Here is a 14,884-nt window from a genome sequence, read left to right as displayed (position 1 = left end):
TTGCACCGGCTTTTGAACCAATATCGCATTCGCAGGACATTCTAACCGGGGTGCAGTCCCGTCTTTCCGGCGGAATTTCTCCTCTCGTTTCAGGCCCGAATGTGGCGGCTTGTCACGCCGCGGGCGTTTGCATGAAGTGTTTCGCCTCGGGGCCAGTGTTGAAGATCAGGTCGAGCACGCTGACGGCATGCTCGAATCCGCCATGGAGCTGCGGATAGTCGGGGTAGCCCTGATAGCTCATCCACTCCGCGGCGATTCCAGCCGCGGCGAACATTGACTCGTCGAGATAGGCGCGTGCTGAAGGGCCGCTGAGATAGCAGTCGGCACCAGCCGCCTGCGCGATCGCAAGCAGTCGCGCCGTCTTCGCGCCCTCCGCGGGATAGGCCGTATCCCTGACGATCTTCGTCTTCAGCCCGAGCAGGCCCGCAATCTCGCGCGTGAGCAGCTCGTTGACGTCGGTCAGGCGGCTCTCCTTGTCAGCACGCTCGTACCAGGCGCGGATGGTGGGTGCGAATGCATCGAAGAACGGTGCGCGACGATAGGCGAGTTCGAGCGTTCGCCAGTGCTTCTCGGCCCAGGGCTTTTCGATCGCGACCTCGTCGATCGGCTGGTCGAACCGTCCCTTGGTCACGACGGGAATGGTCAGCCACTCGACGCCGTTGGCGGTCTTGATCCTGTTGCGGTTGTGCCAGTGCCGCTTCACGTATTGCATGCGATCGAAGATCACGTATTCGTCGCATTGTCCGATGAGGTCGAAGAAGCCCTTCCAGGGAATATAGCAGGATTGGATGATCGAAATTCGCACGGCTATGACTTCTGGGGCATTTGCATCGGGACCCGTGTTTATCGTGCCTCCGCGATGAATTCACTGCCTATTGTCAGTCGTGTCCTCGCGCAGGGCGTGCCGCGGGACATCGTCGAGGCCTCCAAATGGCTCAATCTGTCGACGGCCGCAGCGCCGGCGCGGGCGCGAATCCGCGATGCCGTCTCCACCAAGATGACGCGCGGAGAGATCGCCCAGGCCCGCCTGCGCGCCTTGGAATGGGCGCCGAGCCGCGAGCAATGACCGGCTCGCCGGCACCCGAGAAACAAAAAAGTCGAAAACAACCCCATGCACAGTAGAGGATTACCGCTAAGGTGATGCCGCGATTCGTCGCCGGAATGACCAATTACCGAGACATCGCCGTGCCTTAGCCCGGCCAGCCGCCGAACCAGTTCGCGTACCAGGTCTCGCCCAGCCAACCGAACCAGATCGCCGGCGCCAGAAACAGTCCGAACGGCAGGAAGGCCGTACCGCGGACCCGCTTCCTTCGCAGCGCAACATTGGCGAGATAGGCGGCGATCGCGGCCAGTGCGGCCAGCTCGATCACCGCCACCACGGTCGCCAGATTCAGCCAGGCGCCGCAGACCGCCGCCAGCTTGACGTCGCCCATCCCCAGCCCGTCGCGGCCGCGCCAGCGCCGATAGAGCGCCATCAGGAGCAGCAGCGGGACCGCTACGGCGGCCGCGCGGACCACCGGCCACAGCAGCGCCTCGACGCCGATATCGGGCACGAACGCCCCGGCGCGGAGCAAAGCGAGCGCGAAGGCCGCGGCCGTCAGCTCGTTCGGGATGAGGTAGAGATGGGCATCGTTCGCGGCGATCGCGACCATCAGGGCGGCCAGGAACGCGCCATACAGGCCCTCGACGCCCGGCGCAGTGACGAGGCTTGCGAACACGCCCAGCAACAGGACAGCGCTGGGTGCGAGCGCGGGGCCCGTTCCCTCGTTCATTGCCGCATCCGTCACGCGGTCCGCGCGCCGCAAATCGGAAAATAAAACAAAGCTGCCACTCGAGCGCGCAGCGGAGCCGCGCCGGTTATAGTCACATGGCGCCAATGGTCCTCGCAATGAACGGAGCTCCAGTAGGGGCAGGGTTTCCCCTTTTCCGCGTGCAATTTTCAACGATCGTGGCCACTGGGCAACAATTTCATGCCTCGGGTGGAGCGGCGGGCATTGCCGGGACCCAGGCCGCCACCTTCGGCTGCGACGGCTCCGGCCGCGGACGGCGGCGGCAAGCTGACGATGCCAACCTCGACCGATACGTCGTTCGCGCCTTTCGTGCCGCGCTCCACGCCGAAGAACGGCGTGTCGGACGGGCCGTAATGTTATTGTTCGGGCATGACCTTTGCGGAAAACCGCGCCGCACTTTTCCGCATCATGCCCTATCGCCCCAGGATCGCGCCGAGCGTCTCGCAGATTCGCTGCTGCTGGGTCTCCTGCAGGCCGATCCAGAACGGCAGCCTGATCAGCCGCTCGGACAGATCGGTGGTGTGCGCCAGATCACCATGTGTGCGCCCGAACCGCCTTCCGGCCGGTGACGAATGCAGCGGCACATAGTGGAAGACGGCCGAGATCTCCGCCTCCCACAGCTTACCGAGCACCGCGTCGCGATTCGTACCCTGCGGCAGCAGCACGTAATAGAGATGGCCGTTGTGCGTGCAATGGCCGGGCACGACCGGACGGCGCAGCAATCCGCGCTGCTCGAGCGGTGCCAGCATGGCGTGATACCGCTCCCAGATCGCGAGCCGCTCGCTTGTGATGTGCTCGGCGTCCTCGAGTTGCGCCCACAGGAAGGCCGCAGTCGGGTCGCTCGGCAGCAGCGACGAGCCGACGTCCTGCCACGTGTACTTGTCGACCTCGCCGCGGAAGAAGCGGCCGCGATCGGTGCCCTTCTCGCGGATGATCTCGGCGCGCAAGCCGAGCGTGGGATCGTTCACCAGCAGCGCGCCACCTTCGCCCGACATGATGTTCTTGGTCTCGTGGAAGCTGAAGCTGCCGAGATCGCCGATTGCGCCGAGCGGCTTGCCCTTATAGTTCGCCATGATGCCTTGCGCCGCATCCTCGACGATGCGCAGATTGTGTCGTTTCGCGATGGCAACGATCGGATCCATCTCGCAGCCAACGCCCGCGTAGTGCACCGGGGCAATCGCCCGGGTGCGCGAGGTGATGGCGGCCTCGATCTGGCGTTCGTCGAGGTTGAGCGTGTCCTCGCGGATGTCGACGAAAACCGGGATCGCGCCTCGCAGCACGAAGGCGTTCGCCGTCGAGACGAAGGTGAAGGAGGGCATGATGACCTCGTCGCCGCTCCTGAGGTCGAGCAGGATCGCGGCGAGGTCGAGCGCGGAGGTGCAGGAGTGTGTGAGCAGCGCCTTGGCGCAGCCGGTCCGCTGTTCGAGCCATTGGTGGCAAAGCTTGGTGAAGCGACCGTCGCCAGACAGGTGAAGGCTCTCCAGCGCATCCTGGATGTAGCCCTGCTCCTTTCCGGTCGTGTATGGCCGATTGAACGGGATGAATTCGGATGCCATTGCCTAAGCCGTTGAACCACCTTAAGACGCGCGTAACGCTCTGATTTCGAATCCACGTTGGCGTTTTCCGTTGCGGGAATCAACTGGCGATCGTGCGCGGTCCGGTGAAACCGCCGCGCCGCCCCATCGTGGCAATCTGGACGGTTCGGGGCGCGCGTTTGCGGGGAAGGATGCAGCTTGACCGATACGCAAGTTGACGCGCCAGGCAGGACGGACGGCCCCAAAAGCGAAGAGGGCGGCGGCCGCCTTCACCGGCTCATTCACGGCTGGTCGGCAAACCTGGTGCAGATGCTTCTGGCGCTGACGCAGCAGCTGCTCCTCATTCCTGCATTCCTGCATTTCTGGACCAGCGACATGCTCGCGGCATGGCTTGCGCTTTTTGCGGCGGGGAGCCTCGTCATCATCGCGGATGCCGGCTTGCAGCTTCGCTCTATCAACCGGTTTCTCGCCTTCAAGTCCTGCGTCGATTGCGACGGGCGTACGGCGAGCTTCTACGCGCGCATGATGCGGATCTATCTGTGCATTGTCGTGGTGCTCGGCGCGCTGCTGATCATCGGCACCGAGCTGTTTCCGCCCGCCGCCGTGCTCGGATTTCGGGGGTTGCCGACCTTCGACACCGCGATGCTCGTGATTACCGTCGGCACGCTGCTCGCGCTGCCGGCCAATCTGGTTTCCGGCCTCTATCGCGTGCGCGGCAAATACGGCCGGGCCGTGTGGTCGCAGAATGTGGCGCTGGGGCTGGGACAGGTCGGGCAGCTCATCGCGGTCGCCTTGTTCGGTAGCCTGCTCGCGGTCGCGATTGCCTATGTCTCGACGCAGATCCTGTTCGCGCTGTTCCTGATTGTCTATGACGCGCCGCGCCAGTTGCCGTTCCTGCGGCGCGCCCGTGGCCGCTCCGCCGTGTCCTGGCGCTGGAGCGCCGGGCAGTTCGGCCTTGGCTTTCCCTTCTCCATCGCCAACCTCACCGAGCTCGTGCTTGCCAATGCGCCGATGTTGCTGGTCAGTGCGATGGTCACCGATCGCGTGGCAGTGGCGCAATGGGGCCTGGTCCGCGTGATCTCGAGCTTCTTGAGAGGCCTCTGCATCCTGATGACGCTGCCGATCGGCGCCGAGCTCGGTCACGACCATGCGATCGGCGACAAGGTGCGGTTGCGCAGGCTCTATGCCCAGGGCTCGCTGTTCGTGACCGCCATGGCCAGCCTGATCGTCGCGGGCCTGTTGCCCTTCTGGTCGGATTTCTTCGCCCTGTGGACGCATGGCAGCATTCCGAACGACGCCACGCTCGCCATCACACTGCTGCTCGGCTCCGCGGTCGTTGCGCCCTCGCTGATGGCGTTCGTCTTTGCCAATCACAGCAATCGCGGTGATCTCCTGGTCCGGACCAAGGGGCTGCAGCTGATCGCTTTCCTGATACTGTCGGTCCTGCTCATTCCCAGGCTCGGGCCCCTCGGCGCGGCAATCGCGATCGTGGCGAGCGATCTGCTGACGCAGTTCGGAATCCTGACGCTCGTCATTATGAGCCAGACACTCGCCCATCCTCTCCGTCACATGCTGGTCCTGATCGCGAGCATGGTCACGATCATGCTCGGCGGATGGGGACTTGGACTGGCGATCCACGCGCTGGTGCCTGGAGCGGGGATGTTCCGCTTCCTGGTGGAATGCACGATCTGGCTCGTCGTCGTCACGCTCGCGGCGAGCCCGCTTCTGATAGCGCGCGTGCGCCGATACGTGCTGGCGGCGGTGCCGAACTGAGACGGGGGCCGGTCCGGCAACCGGTCCCGCGCTCTTGTGCGACCGGACGACAAAATGTCGAAAGCACGCCATGCAAAGGCGCGGCGGAGGCTTCCTGCTCCCTCCAGCGTTGTCCTGATATCAATAGATCTGAGGGTAGCGGCGGTATCTGAGCCGCATCAGGTGCCTTGCGAGCTGGCGGTGTCCCTCATCGATCCGCTCGGCGAAGTAGGCCAGCCTTTGTTTGCCTGCAATGACGAGCCGGGCGCGCTCCTCGGCCGAATCGAGCCTGACGATAGCCTTCGCGAGCGAGGTCGGATCGTCATAGTCGAACAGCAAGGCCGCATCGCCCGCCTGTGCCTCGAAGGCCTGTGGATAGATCACCGGCGTGCCGACCGCCCATGCTTCCAGCGGCGGCAGATTGGTTGGGCCGAAATAGGTTGCCATCACCAGCGCGCTGGCGCCGCGGTAGAGGGCGCCAAGCTCCGCGGAGGGGACGAAACCGAGAATGTGCACGGAATCGCCGAGTCCGTGCTGCGCGACCAGCGCCTCGAACGCGGCACGCGCACCGGGATCGGAGCCGCAGAGCACCAGTCTGTGAGTCTCGCCCTGATCCCTGAGCAGGCGCATCGCAAGCAGCACGGTCGCGTGGTTCTTGTGCGACCAGAATTGCGCCGGATAGAACAGATAGCCGGGCTCGAGGCCGTGCTTGCTGAGAATCGTGACGTCCCCGGCCTGCTGGTCGGCCGCTGCTGATCGCGAGACGTAGAGCGACGGCGAGAACGGGATGCAGATAGCGTGGTCGCGCTCCATGGCGTAGCGCCGGCAAAGCATGTCGATCAGCTCGTCGGCGTTGGTAACAACCACCGCGGCCTTGGTGACGGCACTGCGCCACACGATGTCGCGGCGCTCGAACTGGGCGAATTCACGCACCTCGTCGAATTCGGGGCTGTCGCGGAAGCAGCCGTCGAAGATGGTGATGATGAACGGCAGCTTGTAAAGCAGCAGATTCCAGTTCGACGTAGTGGTGAAATAGACGATGTCGACGCCGGCCTTGATCAGCTTCTTCTCGAACGGCGCACAGACCCGCATGGAGTATTGCAGCAGGTCGAACGGTCCGGAATATTTGAGGAACAGGAACAGGCGGTCGAACCAGCCAAGCTTCAGATAAACGCTGTTGATGCCGAGCTCGGCGAGGATCGCGACGTTGTCGGGCAGCGTCGTCAACACGGTGACGTCGATGTCGGCGGTCTTGGCCCAGTCGCGCATCCAAATGATGTCGGTGAGCGACTGCTGGAAGCCACCACCGACGTCGAGCGGCAGCTCGAGAAAAATGCCGACGTGGTAGCGCTTCACGGCTTCGCGGCCTTTCTCGCGATCGTATAGGCGCCCCAGTCCTTCACGTTCGGCGCGGCGTCGGACAGCCAGGCATGGCTGCCGGTCGGCTCGAACCCGCAACGCCTGAGAATGGCTTCGACCTCGAAGGGAAACCAGTAGCGCATGTGATGGGTCTCGTCGACGCGCCGGATCGTCGAGCGGTCCATGTCCTCGCAGAACAGGGTGTAGTTCACGAACACCGTCGCTTTTGGCTCGTCATGGTCGGATTGCGCGATCCGGGTCAGGCGCAGCGGAGGCTGCTCGATCATCTTGACGCGCGTCTCGACGCCCTGCGCCAGCACGGCGCCGCCGTACCAATAGTCGAAGAAGAACACGCCGCCGGGCTTCAAGGCCGCGTGGGCAGTGCGGAAAAGCGCAGCCAGGTGCTCATGGTCGTTCTGATAGCTCGCGACGTGAAACAGCGAGACCACGGCGTCGCAATCGCGCTCCGCGCCAACCTCGCAGGCGTCGCCCTGCCGAAAGGGAATCTTGAGCCCGGCCTGTGCGGCGCGCGCCTTCGCCCTGGCAATCATGTCCGCGCTGAGATCGACGCCGGCGACATCCCAGCCCCGGCGCGCGAATTCGATTGCATGCAGCCCGGTGCCGCAACCGAGATCGAGGAGTTTGCCCGAGGCCATGCCAGCCCTGCACAGCCGGGCTTCGACGAAGTCGACCTCGGCGGCGTAATCCTTGTCCCGGTACAAGAGGTCGTACCAGGGCGCGTAATCCGCAAACACGCTCACGCCAGAATCTCCTTCAGCGCCTCCGCGGATCGCGCGATCTCGTCGTCGGTGAGCGCAAGTCCGCTCGGCAGATAGAAGCCGCGGCGGGCGATGCGCTCAGCGTTCGGGTGGGACTCGTTCAGCATGAAGCCCATGCGGCGCAGCACCGGCTGCTCGTGCATGCACCAGAAGAATGGCCGTGTGCCGATACCCTTCTCCCCCAGCCGCCGCATCGCCTCCTTGGCATCGAAGAGAACGTCGTTGTTCAAGACGACGCCATAGACCCAGTAGATGTTGTCGGCGTAATTGGTTCTGGCGACCGGACGGCGGATGCAGGCGACATCAGCCAGATGCTCATCATAGAGCTGGCCGATGCGGCGCTTGATCTCGACGGTCCGCGGCAGGCGCTCGACCTGGGCGACGCCAAGCGCCGCCTGCAGGTTCGTCATGCGCGCGTTCCAGCCGAGCTCCTCGTGGATGAAGCGTTGCTGCGGCTGGAAGCAGAGATTGCGAAGGTTTGCGAGACGCTCGGCCAGAGCATAGTCGTCGGTGAGGATCATGCCGCCTTCACCAGTCGTGACGTGCTTGTTGGGATAGAAGCTGAAGGTCGAGACATCCCCAAAACTGCCGCAGGGGGCGCCGCGATAGGTCTGGCCGTGCATTTCGGCGGCGTCCTCGATCACCTTCAGGCCGCGCGCCTTGGCGAGCTTCATGATCGGTTCGAGATCGACCGGCAGGCCGTAAATGTGCACCAGCATGATCGCGCGCGTGCGCGGCGTGATCGCGGCTTCAACACCTTCGATCGTCATGTTCCAGGTCGCGGGATCGCAATCGACACCGACCGGGACCAGCCCCGCCCGGGTCACGGCGGCGGCGCAGCTGATGATCGTGAAGGTTGGAATGATGACCTCGTCACCGGGCTCAAGTCCGAGCGCATGCATGGCGATGTCGAGCGCCACCGAGCCGTTGGTGACGGCGACGCCATGGCGGCGGCCGGCGGCTTCCGCCATGGCCTGCTCGAAGCGCTTGATGAACGGGCCTTCGGACGAGATCCACCCGGTGCGGATGCACTCTGCCAGGTACTCGGCCTCGTTTCCGTGGAGCAATGGCGAGTTGACGGGGATGAACGCGTCGCTCACAGGCTTTCCCTCACAGGCGTCTCGCTCACAGGCCTGGACCCTTGACCCTGATCTCGGACGGCGCGGCCTCGGGAAAACGAGTCTTGTCGTTCTCGCCGGCATAGGGGCCCTGCTTGATCTCGAACATCTCGAGCGGCTCGAGCACGTGGAAACCGTGCGCGCCGCTGCAGAGCAGGATGATGTCGCCCGCGCTCAGGATGCGGCTTTCCAGATATTCCTCGGCTACCGTGTAGAAATCGACCTGGAGCTTGCCCTTCTGGATCAGGAGCACCTCCTGCGTGTAGTGCACCTCCCGCGTCACCTTGTTGTGGCGGTGGGGGGCGATGCTCTTGCCCTCGGGATGGCTCATGAAGGCGAGCTGCTGCGACAGTTCGGGCGTAGAAAAGAAGTGGATGCCAGGCTCGCGAAACGAGGCACGCACGATGATGGCGTAGAGCTGATCGCCGAATCGAACTTGTTCGACGTGTTTCATCGATTTGTCCCGAAAAAGCTTAGGAATTAGAGTGACATAGCGTCCAGGCCCGGCACTTTGGCCATTTTGGCCGGCACCGTCAAGGGCGGACGAGGCCGCCGTCGCGATGCGCTAGTTTTGACCGGCCAAGCGGAGGATGTGGTCGATCCGCTGCCTGAACGTGTGCGTCGACAGCGTCCGTGCCTGTCCGGCAGCGGCGATCGCGCGGCGCTCGTCCTCATTCGCGAGGTAACGGTCGATCAGGCCGAGGCAATCGTCGACCGAGCGCCAGGCCGCGACCTCGCGGCCATCGTCGAACAGCGTGTGAAGATTGTCCTTGTAGTCGGTCAGGAGGAAGGTTCCGACGCCAGTCGCCTCGAACAGGCGCGCATTGCCGGCCTCGCGTCCAGCCATGTCGATATGTGAATTGAGCGTGACGCGTGACGCGCGTAGCGCCTGATACATCTCCACGCCCCAGACCTCGCCCTGATAGCAGCGGTGCAGCGGCGAGGAGGCGGGAAGGCTGTCCAGGCCGCTGCCGTAGAGTTTCAGATCGTATTTTCGCGCAACCGCTTCGAGCTGCGCAACCCGCTGCTGGTGATCGGCCGAGATCGCGCCGACGAAGGAGACGTCGATGTTTCGTTCAGGCCTTGGCGGCAGAACGTCGAGGATGCCGGGCTCGAACGCCAGGTGGATCATCTCGGAACGCGCGCCCTGGGCCCGAAAGGAATCGACCACTGCCGATATCTGCGAGAGCAGGAGATCGTAGACCGACCAGTCCTCACCGCGCGACGGCACGACGCCGACCTGGCCGAGCAGGATGGGGCGGCCGATCTGCTTGATCCGGCGCGCCAGGCGCGTTTCGACGTGGAAGAGATCCTGGTTCAGGATCAGATCCGGCTTGAAGTCCTCGATCTGCGCCAGCAGGACCTTCTCGGCCTCCGCGTCGAGCCGCGGGCTCAGGCCCACCTTGCGCGCAAGCGGCCGGAGGACCGGCTTGAACGGTGCGACCGCGCGCAGCAGCCAACCGGGAATCGCTTGCCGCTGCACCGCGGCGTCGGGCGATGGCGGCTGCTCGACGGTAAGCCCGTGCTCGCGCGCCCACGCCGCCCGCATCCAGAGATTGTTCACGTGGATGTCGGCGGCGACGTGTCCCGCCGCAGCGAAATTGCGCGAATAGAAATTGGCAACGCCGAACAAGCTGGCGTTGCGCGCCGCCATCTGCGCGTCGTAGGGCGCACCGTCGAGTCCCGGATGGCGCCGGTATAGCCAGGCGAGGAAGCGCTGATAGTCGGCGTTGAGGATGAGGACACGCACGAGACTCGGGGCTCCAGTTCGCTGATGCTGCGTGGCGTCGTGTACCACAAACGAAGGAGCACCACTGCGCCGTAGGTGAGCCCTGCCACGGGATGACTATCCCGGGAACGGGTGAATTTCAACGCATGGGCGGAGCGGCCTCAGCCGAGTTTCAGAGCCTCGCGCACGAAGGCCGCAAGATTGCCTTCCCGAAACAGCAGGCCGCGGATGCCCGCGGCGCGCGCGGCTTCCACGTCGCGCTGCTGGTCTCCGATCAGGATGCTGCGGTCGGCCGCGACGGGAAATCGCTTCATCAGGTCGATGATCATCCCGGGCCCGGGCTTGCGCCGGTCGCTGTCGCGACGGTAGCGCTCGATGACGCCCTCGGGATGGTCGGGACAATACTCGAACGCATCGATGCGTGCACCGACCGTGGCCAGCTGGTCCGCCATCCAGCGATGCAGCGCGTCCACGTCGCTCTCCTGGTAGAAGCCGCGGGCGACGCCGGACTGGTTGGTGACGACAAAGGCGAAATAGCCGGCCTTGTTCACGAGCCTGACCGCCTCGCGCGCGCCGTCCATCCATTCGAACTTGCTGGCCTCGAACAGGTAGCCTGCATCGTGGTTGAGGACGCCGTCGCGGTCAAAGAAGACGGCCGGGCGGGTCGATGTCGTCATGATGGAGAGCCGCAACAAATGTTTGTGGCCTTTGTTCGCCGTTCGACCGGCATCTTGTCAAGGATGTGATTTACTTTGCCGCAAGCTGTTATAAAAGGCGGTTTTCTCGAAGGTGCGCACGCATGTATGTGATCGGGATCAGCTCCGGTATCAAGCACGGGCATCATGACGGGGCGGCCGTCTTGCTGCGCGATGGCGAATTGATCGCAGCCGCCGAAGAGGAACGTTTCACGCTCGCCAAGCACGCGCGCGGCGAGCTGCCGCGTGGCGCGATCGGATTCTGCCTGAAGCAGGCCGGCATCACCATGCGCGACGTCGACTGGATGTGCTCGCCGCTAAAGACCTACACGAATTACGGCCAGCGCCTTGCCGAATATTTCAAGTACCAGTTCGGGCACAGCCCGAAGATCGAGCTCTACGACCATCACCTCTGCCACGCCGCGAGCTCGTTTTACGGATCCGGTTTTTCCGAGGCGACCGTCGCTTGCTTCGACTTCTCGGGAGATTCCAGCTCCGGCCTCGTCGCCCATGCGCGCGGCAACGACTTCCGCGTGCTGACGCGGTTCGGTCGCCACAACAGTCTCGGGCTCTATTACGGGATGCTGACGCAGTATCTCGGTTATCAGATGACCAATGACGAATACAAGGTCATGGGCCTGTCGTCATACGGAAGCCCGGACTACCTCGACAAGTTCGCCAAGCTCCTGCGTCCGAACGGCATCAACTACGAGCTCGATCCTGAGCTCGACAAGCGCAGGCGCGACGCGGACATCTTCACCAGCGATTTCTCGACGCGGCAGGAGCGCATCTTCACCGAGAAGATGGAGGAGATCCTGGGGCCGCGACGGCTACGCGGCCAGCCGCTCGACCAGCGGCTGACCAATATTGCCGCAAGCGGCCAGAAGCAGCTCGAGATCGTCACCACCGAGGTGATCCGTTCCGCGATCGCCGAAACCGGTTGCGGCGCTGTCTGCATCGCCGGCGGCGTCGGTCTGAACTGCAAGATGAACATGGAGATCGCGGCCGAGCCGTCCGTAGAGCGTCTCTACGTTCCGCCGGTACCGCACGACGCGGGCGTGGCGTTGGGAGCTGCGATGATGAAATGCGCCGAGGCGGGGCACGCGATCGCACCGTTGACCCATGCCTACTGGGGACCGGAATATTCGAACGACACGATCCGCGAAACGCTGGACAAGATCGGCGCGCGCTTCGAACTGCTCGATGATCCGGTGTCCCGCTGCGTCACCGACCTGACGGAGCAGAAGACGGTGGGTTGGTTCCAGGGGCGGATGGAATACGGTCCGCGTGCGCTGGGCAACCGCTCGATCCTGGCTGATCCGCGCCATGCGGGAATGAAGGACCGCATCAATCTCACGATCAAATACCGCGAGGAGTTTCGCCCCTTTTGTCCCTCGGTGCTGTACGACCGCCAGGCTGAATATTTCGAGGACACGTTCGACGCCCCCTTCATGGTGGTGACGTTTCCGGTCAATGAGAAGGTCGCCGAGACCATGCCGGCGGTGGTCCATGTCGACAATACCGCGCGCATCCAGAGCGTCCATGCGGACTCAAATCCGCTTTACAGCCGTCTTATCGGCGAGTTCGCGAAAGCGACTTCGCTGCCGGTTCTGATCAACACCAGCTTGAACATCAACGAGCAGCCGACTGTGAACGCTCCGCTGGAGGCGCTGCATACGTATTTTTGCTCGGGGCTGGATGTTCTTTATCTAGGGAATTATCGGCTATCCAAATCATGAGTCCCGTGGGCTGGATTCCGTTCCAAATCCTGCCGTATCGCCCAGATTTTTGAATACGGCGCCCTAGTCCTTGCCCGGTCCCGGTCCCGGAAGCAACTCTCCGGTCCTGCCTATCAGGCGATAAGCCACGAGGCCGATCCACTCGCGTAAGGCCACGTCGGTTCGGCCAAGGCCGTCCACACTCATATTGGTGAAAGAAAAAAGATCGGCGCGTCCACCCATTCGCCAGTCCACGGGATAGGCTTCGACGTCAAATCCGGCCTTGCGGAAGACTCCCATCGCGCGCGGCATGTGAAACGCCGATGTGACCAGGAGCCAGCGCTCACCCGGTTTTGGTGACACCAATTGCCTCGTGAAGATCGCATTCTCCCACGTGTTGCGGGAGTCTCGCTCGAGGGTCAGGCGTTCCTTCGCGATGCCCACATTCTCCAAGACTGTCGCGGCATGATCAGCTTCCCTCGACTCGGTCGAGACCAGGCGCGGAGTACCTCCGGTGAAGACGATGCGCGCATTGGGATAGCGGCGGGCGAGCTCGGCCGGCGCAAACAGACGATCGGCCGCGTGCCCAACGACCGGCGTGCGATGCGCCGCAGACAGATCGGTGTCGATCGAGCCACCGAGCACGATGATGCCGTCAGGCGCACCGCGCGACGGATCCCAGGGCGCAAAGCGCGACTCCAGCGGATAAAGCAGGAGGTTGCCGAGCGGCGAGAACGCGGCGAGCGCCAGCAGGATCAGCGTGACTGCGGCGAGCTTGCGACCGAGCGCAGCAAAACGCGTCGCCATCAGCACAACAGAGAGGATTCCCAGCTCGACCAGGAGATTGATCGGCAACAGCGCGACGCCAAGGGTCTTGGAGAGAGCGAAATACAGGGGAGCCTCGCTGGAATGATCGTGCCTGTCATGCGCGGGCTTGACCGGCCCAGCCTTCTTCAGAACTCTTCTTGAAAGAGGATCGATCGTCGGGTCAAGCCCGGGGCCGACGAAATCATGACGGGCGTCTTGCCTTCATCGCCTTGTCTTCGCGCAGTTTTCTGCGCGTTGAGCTGGGCAAGGACACGGCTGTTGATGAATTTGCCCCGTTAATTCCCGATCGGGCGGCTCGGACTCGTTTACCGCTCGTCCGCGATCACCTTGCCGTCGTTCGGCAGCGTGCCCGGGCGCACCAGTTCGACCGCGCCGCCGAGCTTCGTCACCGCGCGCAAGCTGGCCGCGATTTCCTCGCGCAGGGCGTCGTTGGCGGCCGCCGTTTCCGCTTTCAGCGTCATTGCGTCGGCCTCGCCCTGGCGCGTGACGACGAGGCGCAGCCTTCCCAGTGCGGGATGGCGCTTGCCGATCTCGGCGATCTGCTCGGGCCGGACGAACATGCCCTTGACCTTGGTGGTCTGGTCGGCGCGGCCCATCCAGCCCTTGATGCGCATGTTGGTGCGCCCGCACGGGCTCGGGCCCGGCAGCGCCGCGGTGAGGTCGCCGAGCGCGAGCCGGATCCAGGGATGGTGCGGGTCGAGCGAGGTCACCACGATCTCGCCGACCTCGCCTGGCGCGACGGGATCGCCTGTGCCGGGCCTGACGATCTCCAGGATCAGGTCCTCGTTCACGACCATGCCCTCGCGCGCGTCGGTCTCGAAGGCGATGAGGCCGAGATCGGCGGTGCCGAAGGCCTGGTAGGCGTCGATGCCGCGCGCCTTGATCTCGGCCTGGAGCGAGGGTGGGAACGCGGCCCCGGAGACCAGCGCGCGCTTGATCGAGGAGACGTCGCGGCCCGAGCTTGAGGCGACATCGAGCAGGATCTTCAGGAAGTCCGGCGTTCCGCTGTAACCGACCGGTCGGTAGGCCTCGATCAGCTCGAATTGCTGTTCCGTATTGCCGGGGCCGGCCGGGATCACGGCGCAGCCGAGCGCGCGCGCCGAGGCGTCGAAGATGAAGCCGCCGGGGGTGAGATGGTAGCTGAAGGTGTTGAGGACGATGTCATCGGGACGGAACCCGGCCGCGAACAGCGCCCGGGCGCCGCGCCAGGGGTCGGCCTGCCGCCTCTCCGGCTCGAAGATCGGGCCGGGGGAGGTGAAGAGGCGGGCGAACGACCCCGGGGCCGCCGCCACGAAGCCTCCGAAGGGCGGTGAGGCCCTGTGCAGGGCCGGCAGCTCCGACTTGCGCAGCACCGGCAGGCCCGCCAGCGCCGCTCTGGAACTCACTGAGGCGGGGTCGAGGCCACTCAGGCGCTCGGCATAGGCCGGGGCGGCCATCGCGGCCCGCAGCACGTCCGGCAGGCGGGAGAACAGGTCGGCCTCGCGCGCGGCCTGTTCGCGCGTCTCGCGGGCGTCGTAATGGGCGGTCATGGCGGGTCTTTCCGGGTTGGCGTCCGTTGCGCGCCGCCACCGGCATGGGTAT

Annotated in this window: 15 protein-coding genes; 4 read left to right on the top strand and 11 right to left on the bottom strand. The window is 64.3% G+C overall.

Translation table 11 applies throughout. The features are described from left to right. Positions 1-112: 112 nt before the first annotated feature. Positions 113-805 (bottom strand): WbqC family protein, encoded by a 693-nt coding sequence (locus GPL20_RS00405; RefSeq protein ID WP_254125637.1) that lies wholly within the window; start codon positions 803-805, stop codon positions 113-115. A gap of 54 nt (positions 806-859) precedes the next feature. On the opposite strand from GPL20_RS00405, the gene GPL20_RS00400 reads away from it, so the two are divergent. Further along, a complete protein-coding gene (locus tag GPL20_RS00400) occupies positions 860-1,066 on the top strand; it encodes a hypothetical protein (protein ID WP_246249975.1) in 207 nt (68 codons plus the stop codon). 124 nt (positions 1,067-1,190) lie between these two features. Here GPL20_RS00400 and GPL20_RS00395 read toward each other — a convergent pair whose 3' ends face one another. Beyond that, on the bottom strand, positions 1,191-1,772 hold the full coding sequence (locus GPL20_RS00395) for a prepilin peptidase (RefSeq protein ID WP_157326839.1): 582 nt from the start codon (positions 1,770-1,772) through the stop codon (positions 1,191-1,193). A 222-nt stretch (positions 1,773-1,994) separates the two neighbouring features. On the opposite strand from GPL20_RS00395, the gene GPL20_RS00390 reads away from it, so the two are divergent. Next, the gene (locus GPL20_RS00390; RefSeq protein WP_157326838.1) at positions 1,995-2,144 is read left to right on the top strand and encodes a hypothetical protein; all 150 of its coding nucleotides are present in this window, start codon (positions 1,995-1,997) and stop codon (positions 2,142-2,144) included. Positions 2,145-2,203: 59 nt separating this feature from the next. Here the strand turns inward: GPL20_RS00390 and rffA are convergent, their stop codons facing one another. Then, the gene (gene rffA / locus GPL20_RS00385) at positions 2,204-3,346 is read right to left on the bottom strand and encodes a dTDP-4-amino-4,6-dideoxygalactose transaminase (protein ID WP_157326837.1); all 1,143 of its coding nucleotides are present in this window, start codon (positions 3,344-3,346) and stop codon (positions 2,204-2,206) included. Between the two features lie 177 nt (positions 3,347-3,523). Between rffA and GPL20_RS00380 the strand changes: the two genes are divergently transcribed. Then, on the top strand, positions 3,524-5,098 hold the full coding sequence (locus GPL20_RS00380) for an MATE family efflux transporter (protein ID WP_157326836.1): 1,575 nt from the start codon (positions 3,524-3,526) through the stop codon (positions 5,096-5,098). A gap of 120 nt (positions 5,099-5,218) precedes the next feature. On the opposite strand, the gene GPL20_RS00375 is transcribed toward GPL20_RS00380, so the two are convergent. From GPL20_RS00375 to GPL20_RS00350, 6 genes are all read right to left on the bottom strand, one after another. Further along, complete coding sequence (locus GPL20_RS00375; RefSeq protein ID WP_254125635.1) at positions 5,219-6,433, bottom strand: glycosyltransferase family 4 protein; 1,215 nt, start codon at positions 6,431-6,433, stop codon at positions 5,219-5,221. Beyond that, positions 6,430-7,197 carry a class I SAM-dependent DNA methyltransferase gene (locus tag GPL20_RS00370; protein ID WP_254125633.1) on the bottom strand — a complete coding sequence of 256 codons (768 nt, stop codon included), beginning with the start codon at positions 7,195-7,197 and terminating at the stop codon, positions 6,430-6,432. Before GPL20_RS00370 ends, GPL20_RS00375 begins: the two co-directional genes overlap by 4 nt. Then, positions 7,194-8,315, bottom strand: a complete 1,122-nt coding sequence (locus GPL20_RS00365) for a DegT/DnrJ/EryC1/StrS family aminotransferase (protein ID WP_254125631.1) — start codon at positions 8,313-8,315, stop codon at positions 7,194-7,196. Before GPL20_RS00365 ends, GPL20_RS00370 begins: the two co-directional genes overlap by 4 nt. A 25-nt stretch (positions 8,316-8,340) precedes the next feature. Further along, positions 8,341-8,787: a cupin domain-containing protein gene (locus GPL20_RS00360; protein WP_157326834.1), complete on the bottom strand. Its 447-nt coding sequence runs from the start codon at positions 8,785-8,787 to the stop codon at positions 8,341-8,343. A gap of 111 nt (positions 8,788-8,898) precedes the next feature. Then, positions 8,899-10,083 (bottom strand): CgeB family protein, encoded by a 1,185-nt coding sequence (locus GPL20_RS40070; protein WP_254125629.1) that lies wholly within the window; start codon positions 10,081-10,083, stop codon positions 8,899-8,901. Between the two features lie 140 nt (positions 10,084-10,223). Beyond that, on the bottom strand, positions 10,224-10,739 hold the full coding sequence (locus GPL20_RS00350) for a D-glycero-alpha-D-manno-heptose-1,7-bisphosphate 7-phosphatase (protein WP_157326833.1): 516 nt from the start codon (positions 10,737-10,739) through the stop codon (positions 10,224-10,226). Positions 10,740-10,861: 122 nt separating this feature from the next. Between GPL20_RS00350 and GPL20_RS00345 the strand changes: the two genes are divergently transcribed. Then, positions 10,862-12,496 carry a carbamoyltransferase family protein gene (locus tag GPL20_RS00345; RefSeq protein WP_157326832.1) on the top strand — a complete coding sequence of 545 codons (1,635 nt, stop codon included), beginning with the start codon at positions 10,862-10,864 and terminating at the stop codon, positions 12,494-12,496. A 63-nt stretch (positions 12,497-12,559) separates the two neighbouring features. On the opposite strand, the gene GPL20_RS00340 is transcribed toward GPL20_RS00345, so the two are convergent. Together GPL20_RS00340 and GPL20_RS00335 are read right to left on the bottom strand one after the other, a co-directional pair. Then, on the bottom strand, positions 12,560-13,333 hold the full coding sequence (locus tag GPL20_RS00340; RefSeq protein ID WP_167532853.1) for a YdcF family protein: 774 nt from the start codon (positions 13,331-13,333) through the stop codon (positions 12,560-12,562). Between the two features lie 275 nt (positions 13,334-13,608). Then, positions 13,609-14,832 carry a phenylacetate--CoA ligase family protein gene (locus GPL20_RS00335; RefSeq protein ID WP_157326831.1) on the bottom strand — a complete coding sequence of 408 codons (1,224 nt, stop codon included), beginning with the start codon at positions 14,830-14,832 and terminating at the stop codon, positions 13,609-13,611. Between the last annotated feature and the right edge of the window lie 52 nt (positions 14,833-14,884).

The organism is Bradyrhizobium cajani, assembly GCF_009759665.1.
Classification (GTDB): Bacteria; Pseudomonadota; Alphaproteobacteria; order Rhizobiales; family Xanthobacteraceae; genus Bradyrhizobium; species Bradyrhizobium cajani.
The sequence above is the reverse complement of the archived record's forward strand: the minus strand, read 5'-3'. Positions and strand labels throughout refer to the sequence as shown.

Bases quoted from the DNA above. Each gene is read 5' to 3' on its own strand.
- GPL20_RS00400 (WP_246249975.1), top strand. From the start codon at position 860: ATGAATTCACTGCCTATTGTCAGTCGTGTCCTCGCGCAGGGCGTGCCG.
- GPL20_RS00395 (WP_157326839.1), bottom strand. From the start codon at position 1,772: ATGAACGAGGGAACGGGCCCCGCGCTCGCACCCAGCGCTGTCCTGTTG.
- rffA (WP_157326837.1), bottom strand. From the start codon at position 3,346: ATGGCATCCGAATTCATCCCGTTCAATCGGCCATACACGACCGGAAAG.
- GPL20_RS00360 (WP_157326834.1), bottom strand. From the start codon at position 8,787: ATGAAACACGTCGAACAAGTTCGATTCGGCGATCAGCTCTACGCCATC.
- GPL20_RS00350 (WP_157326833.1), bottom strand. From the start codon at position 10,739: ATGACGACATCGACCCGCCCGGCCGTCTTCTTTGACCGCGACGGCGTC.
- GPL20_RS00345 (WP_157326832.1), top strand. From the start codon at position 10,862: ATGTATGTGATCGGGATCAGCTCCGGTATCAAGCACGGGCATCATGAC.
- GPL20_RS00335 (WP_157326831.1), bottom strand. From the start codon at position 14,832: ATGACCGCCCATTACGACGCCCGCGAGACGCGCGAACAGGCCGCGCGC.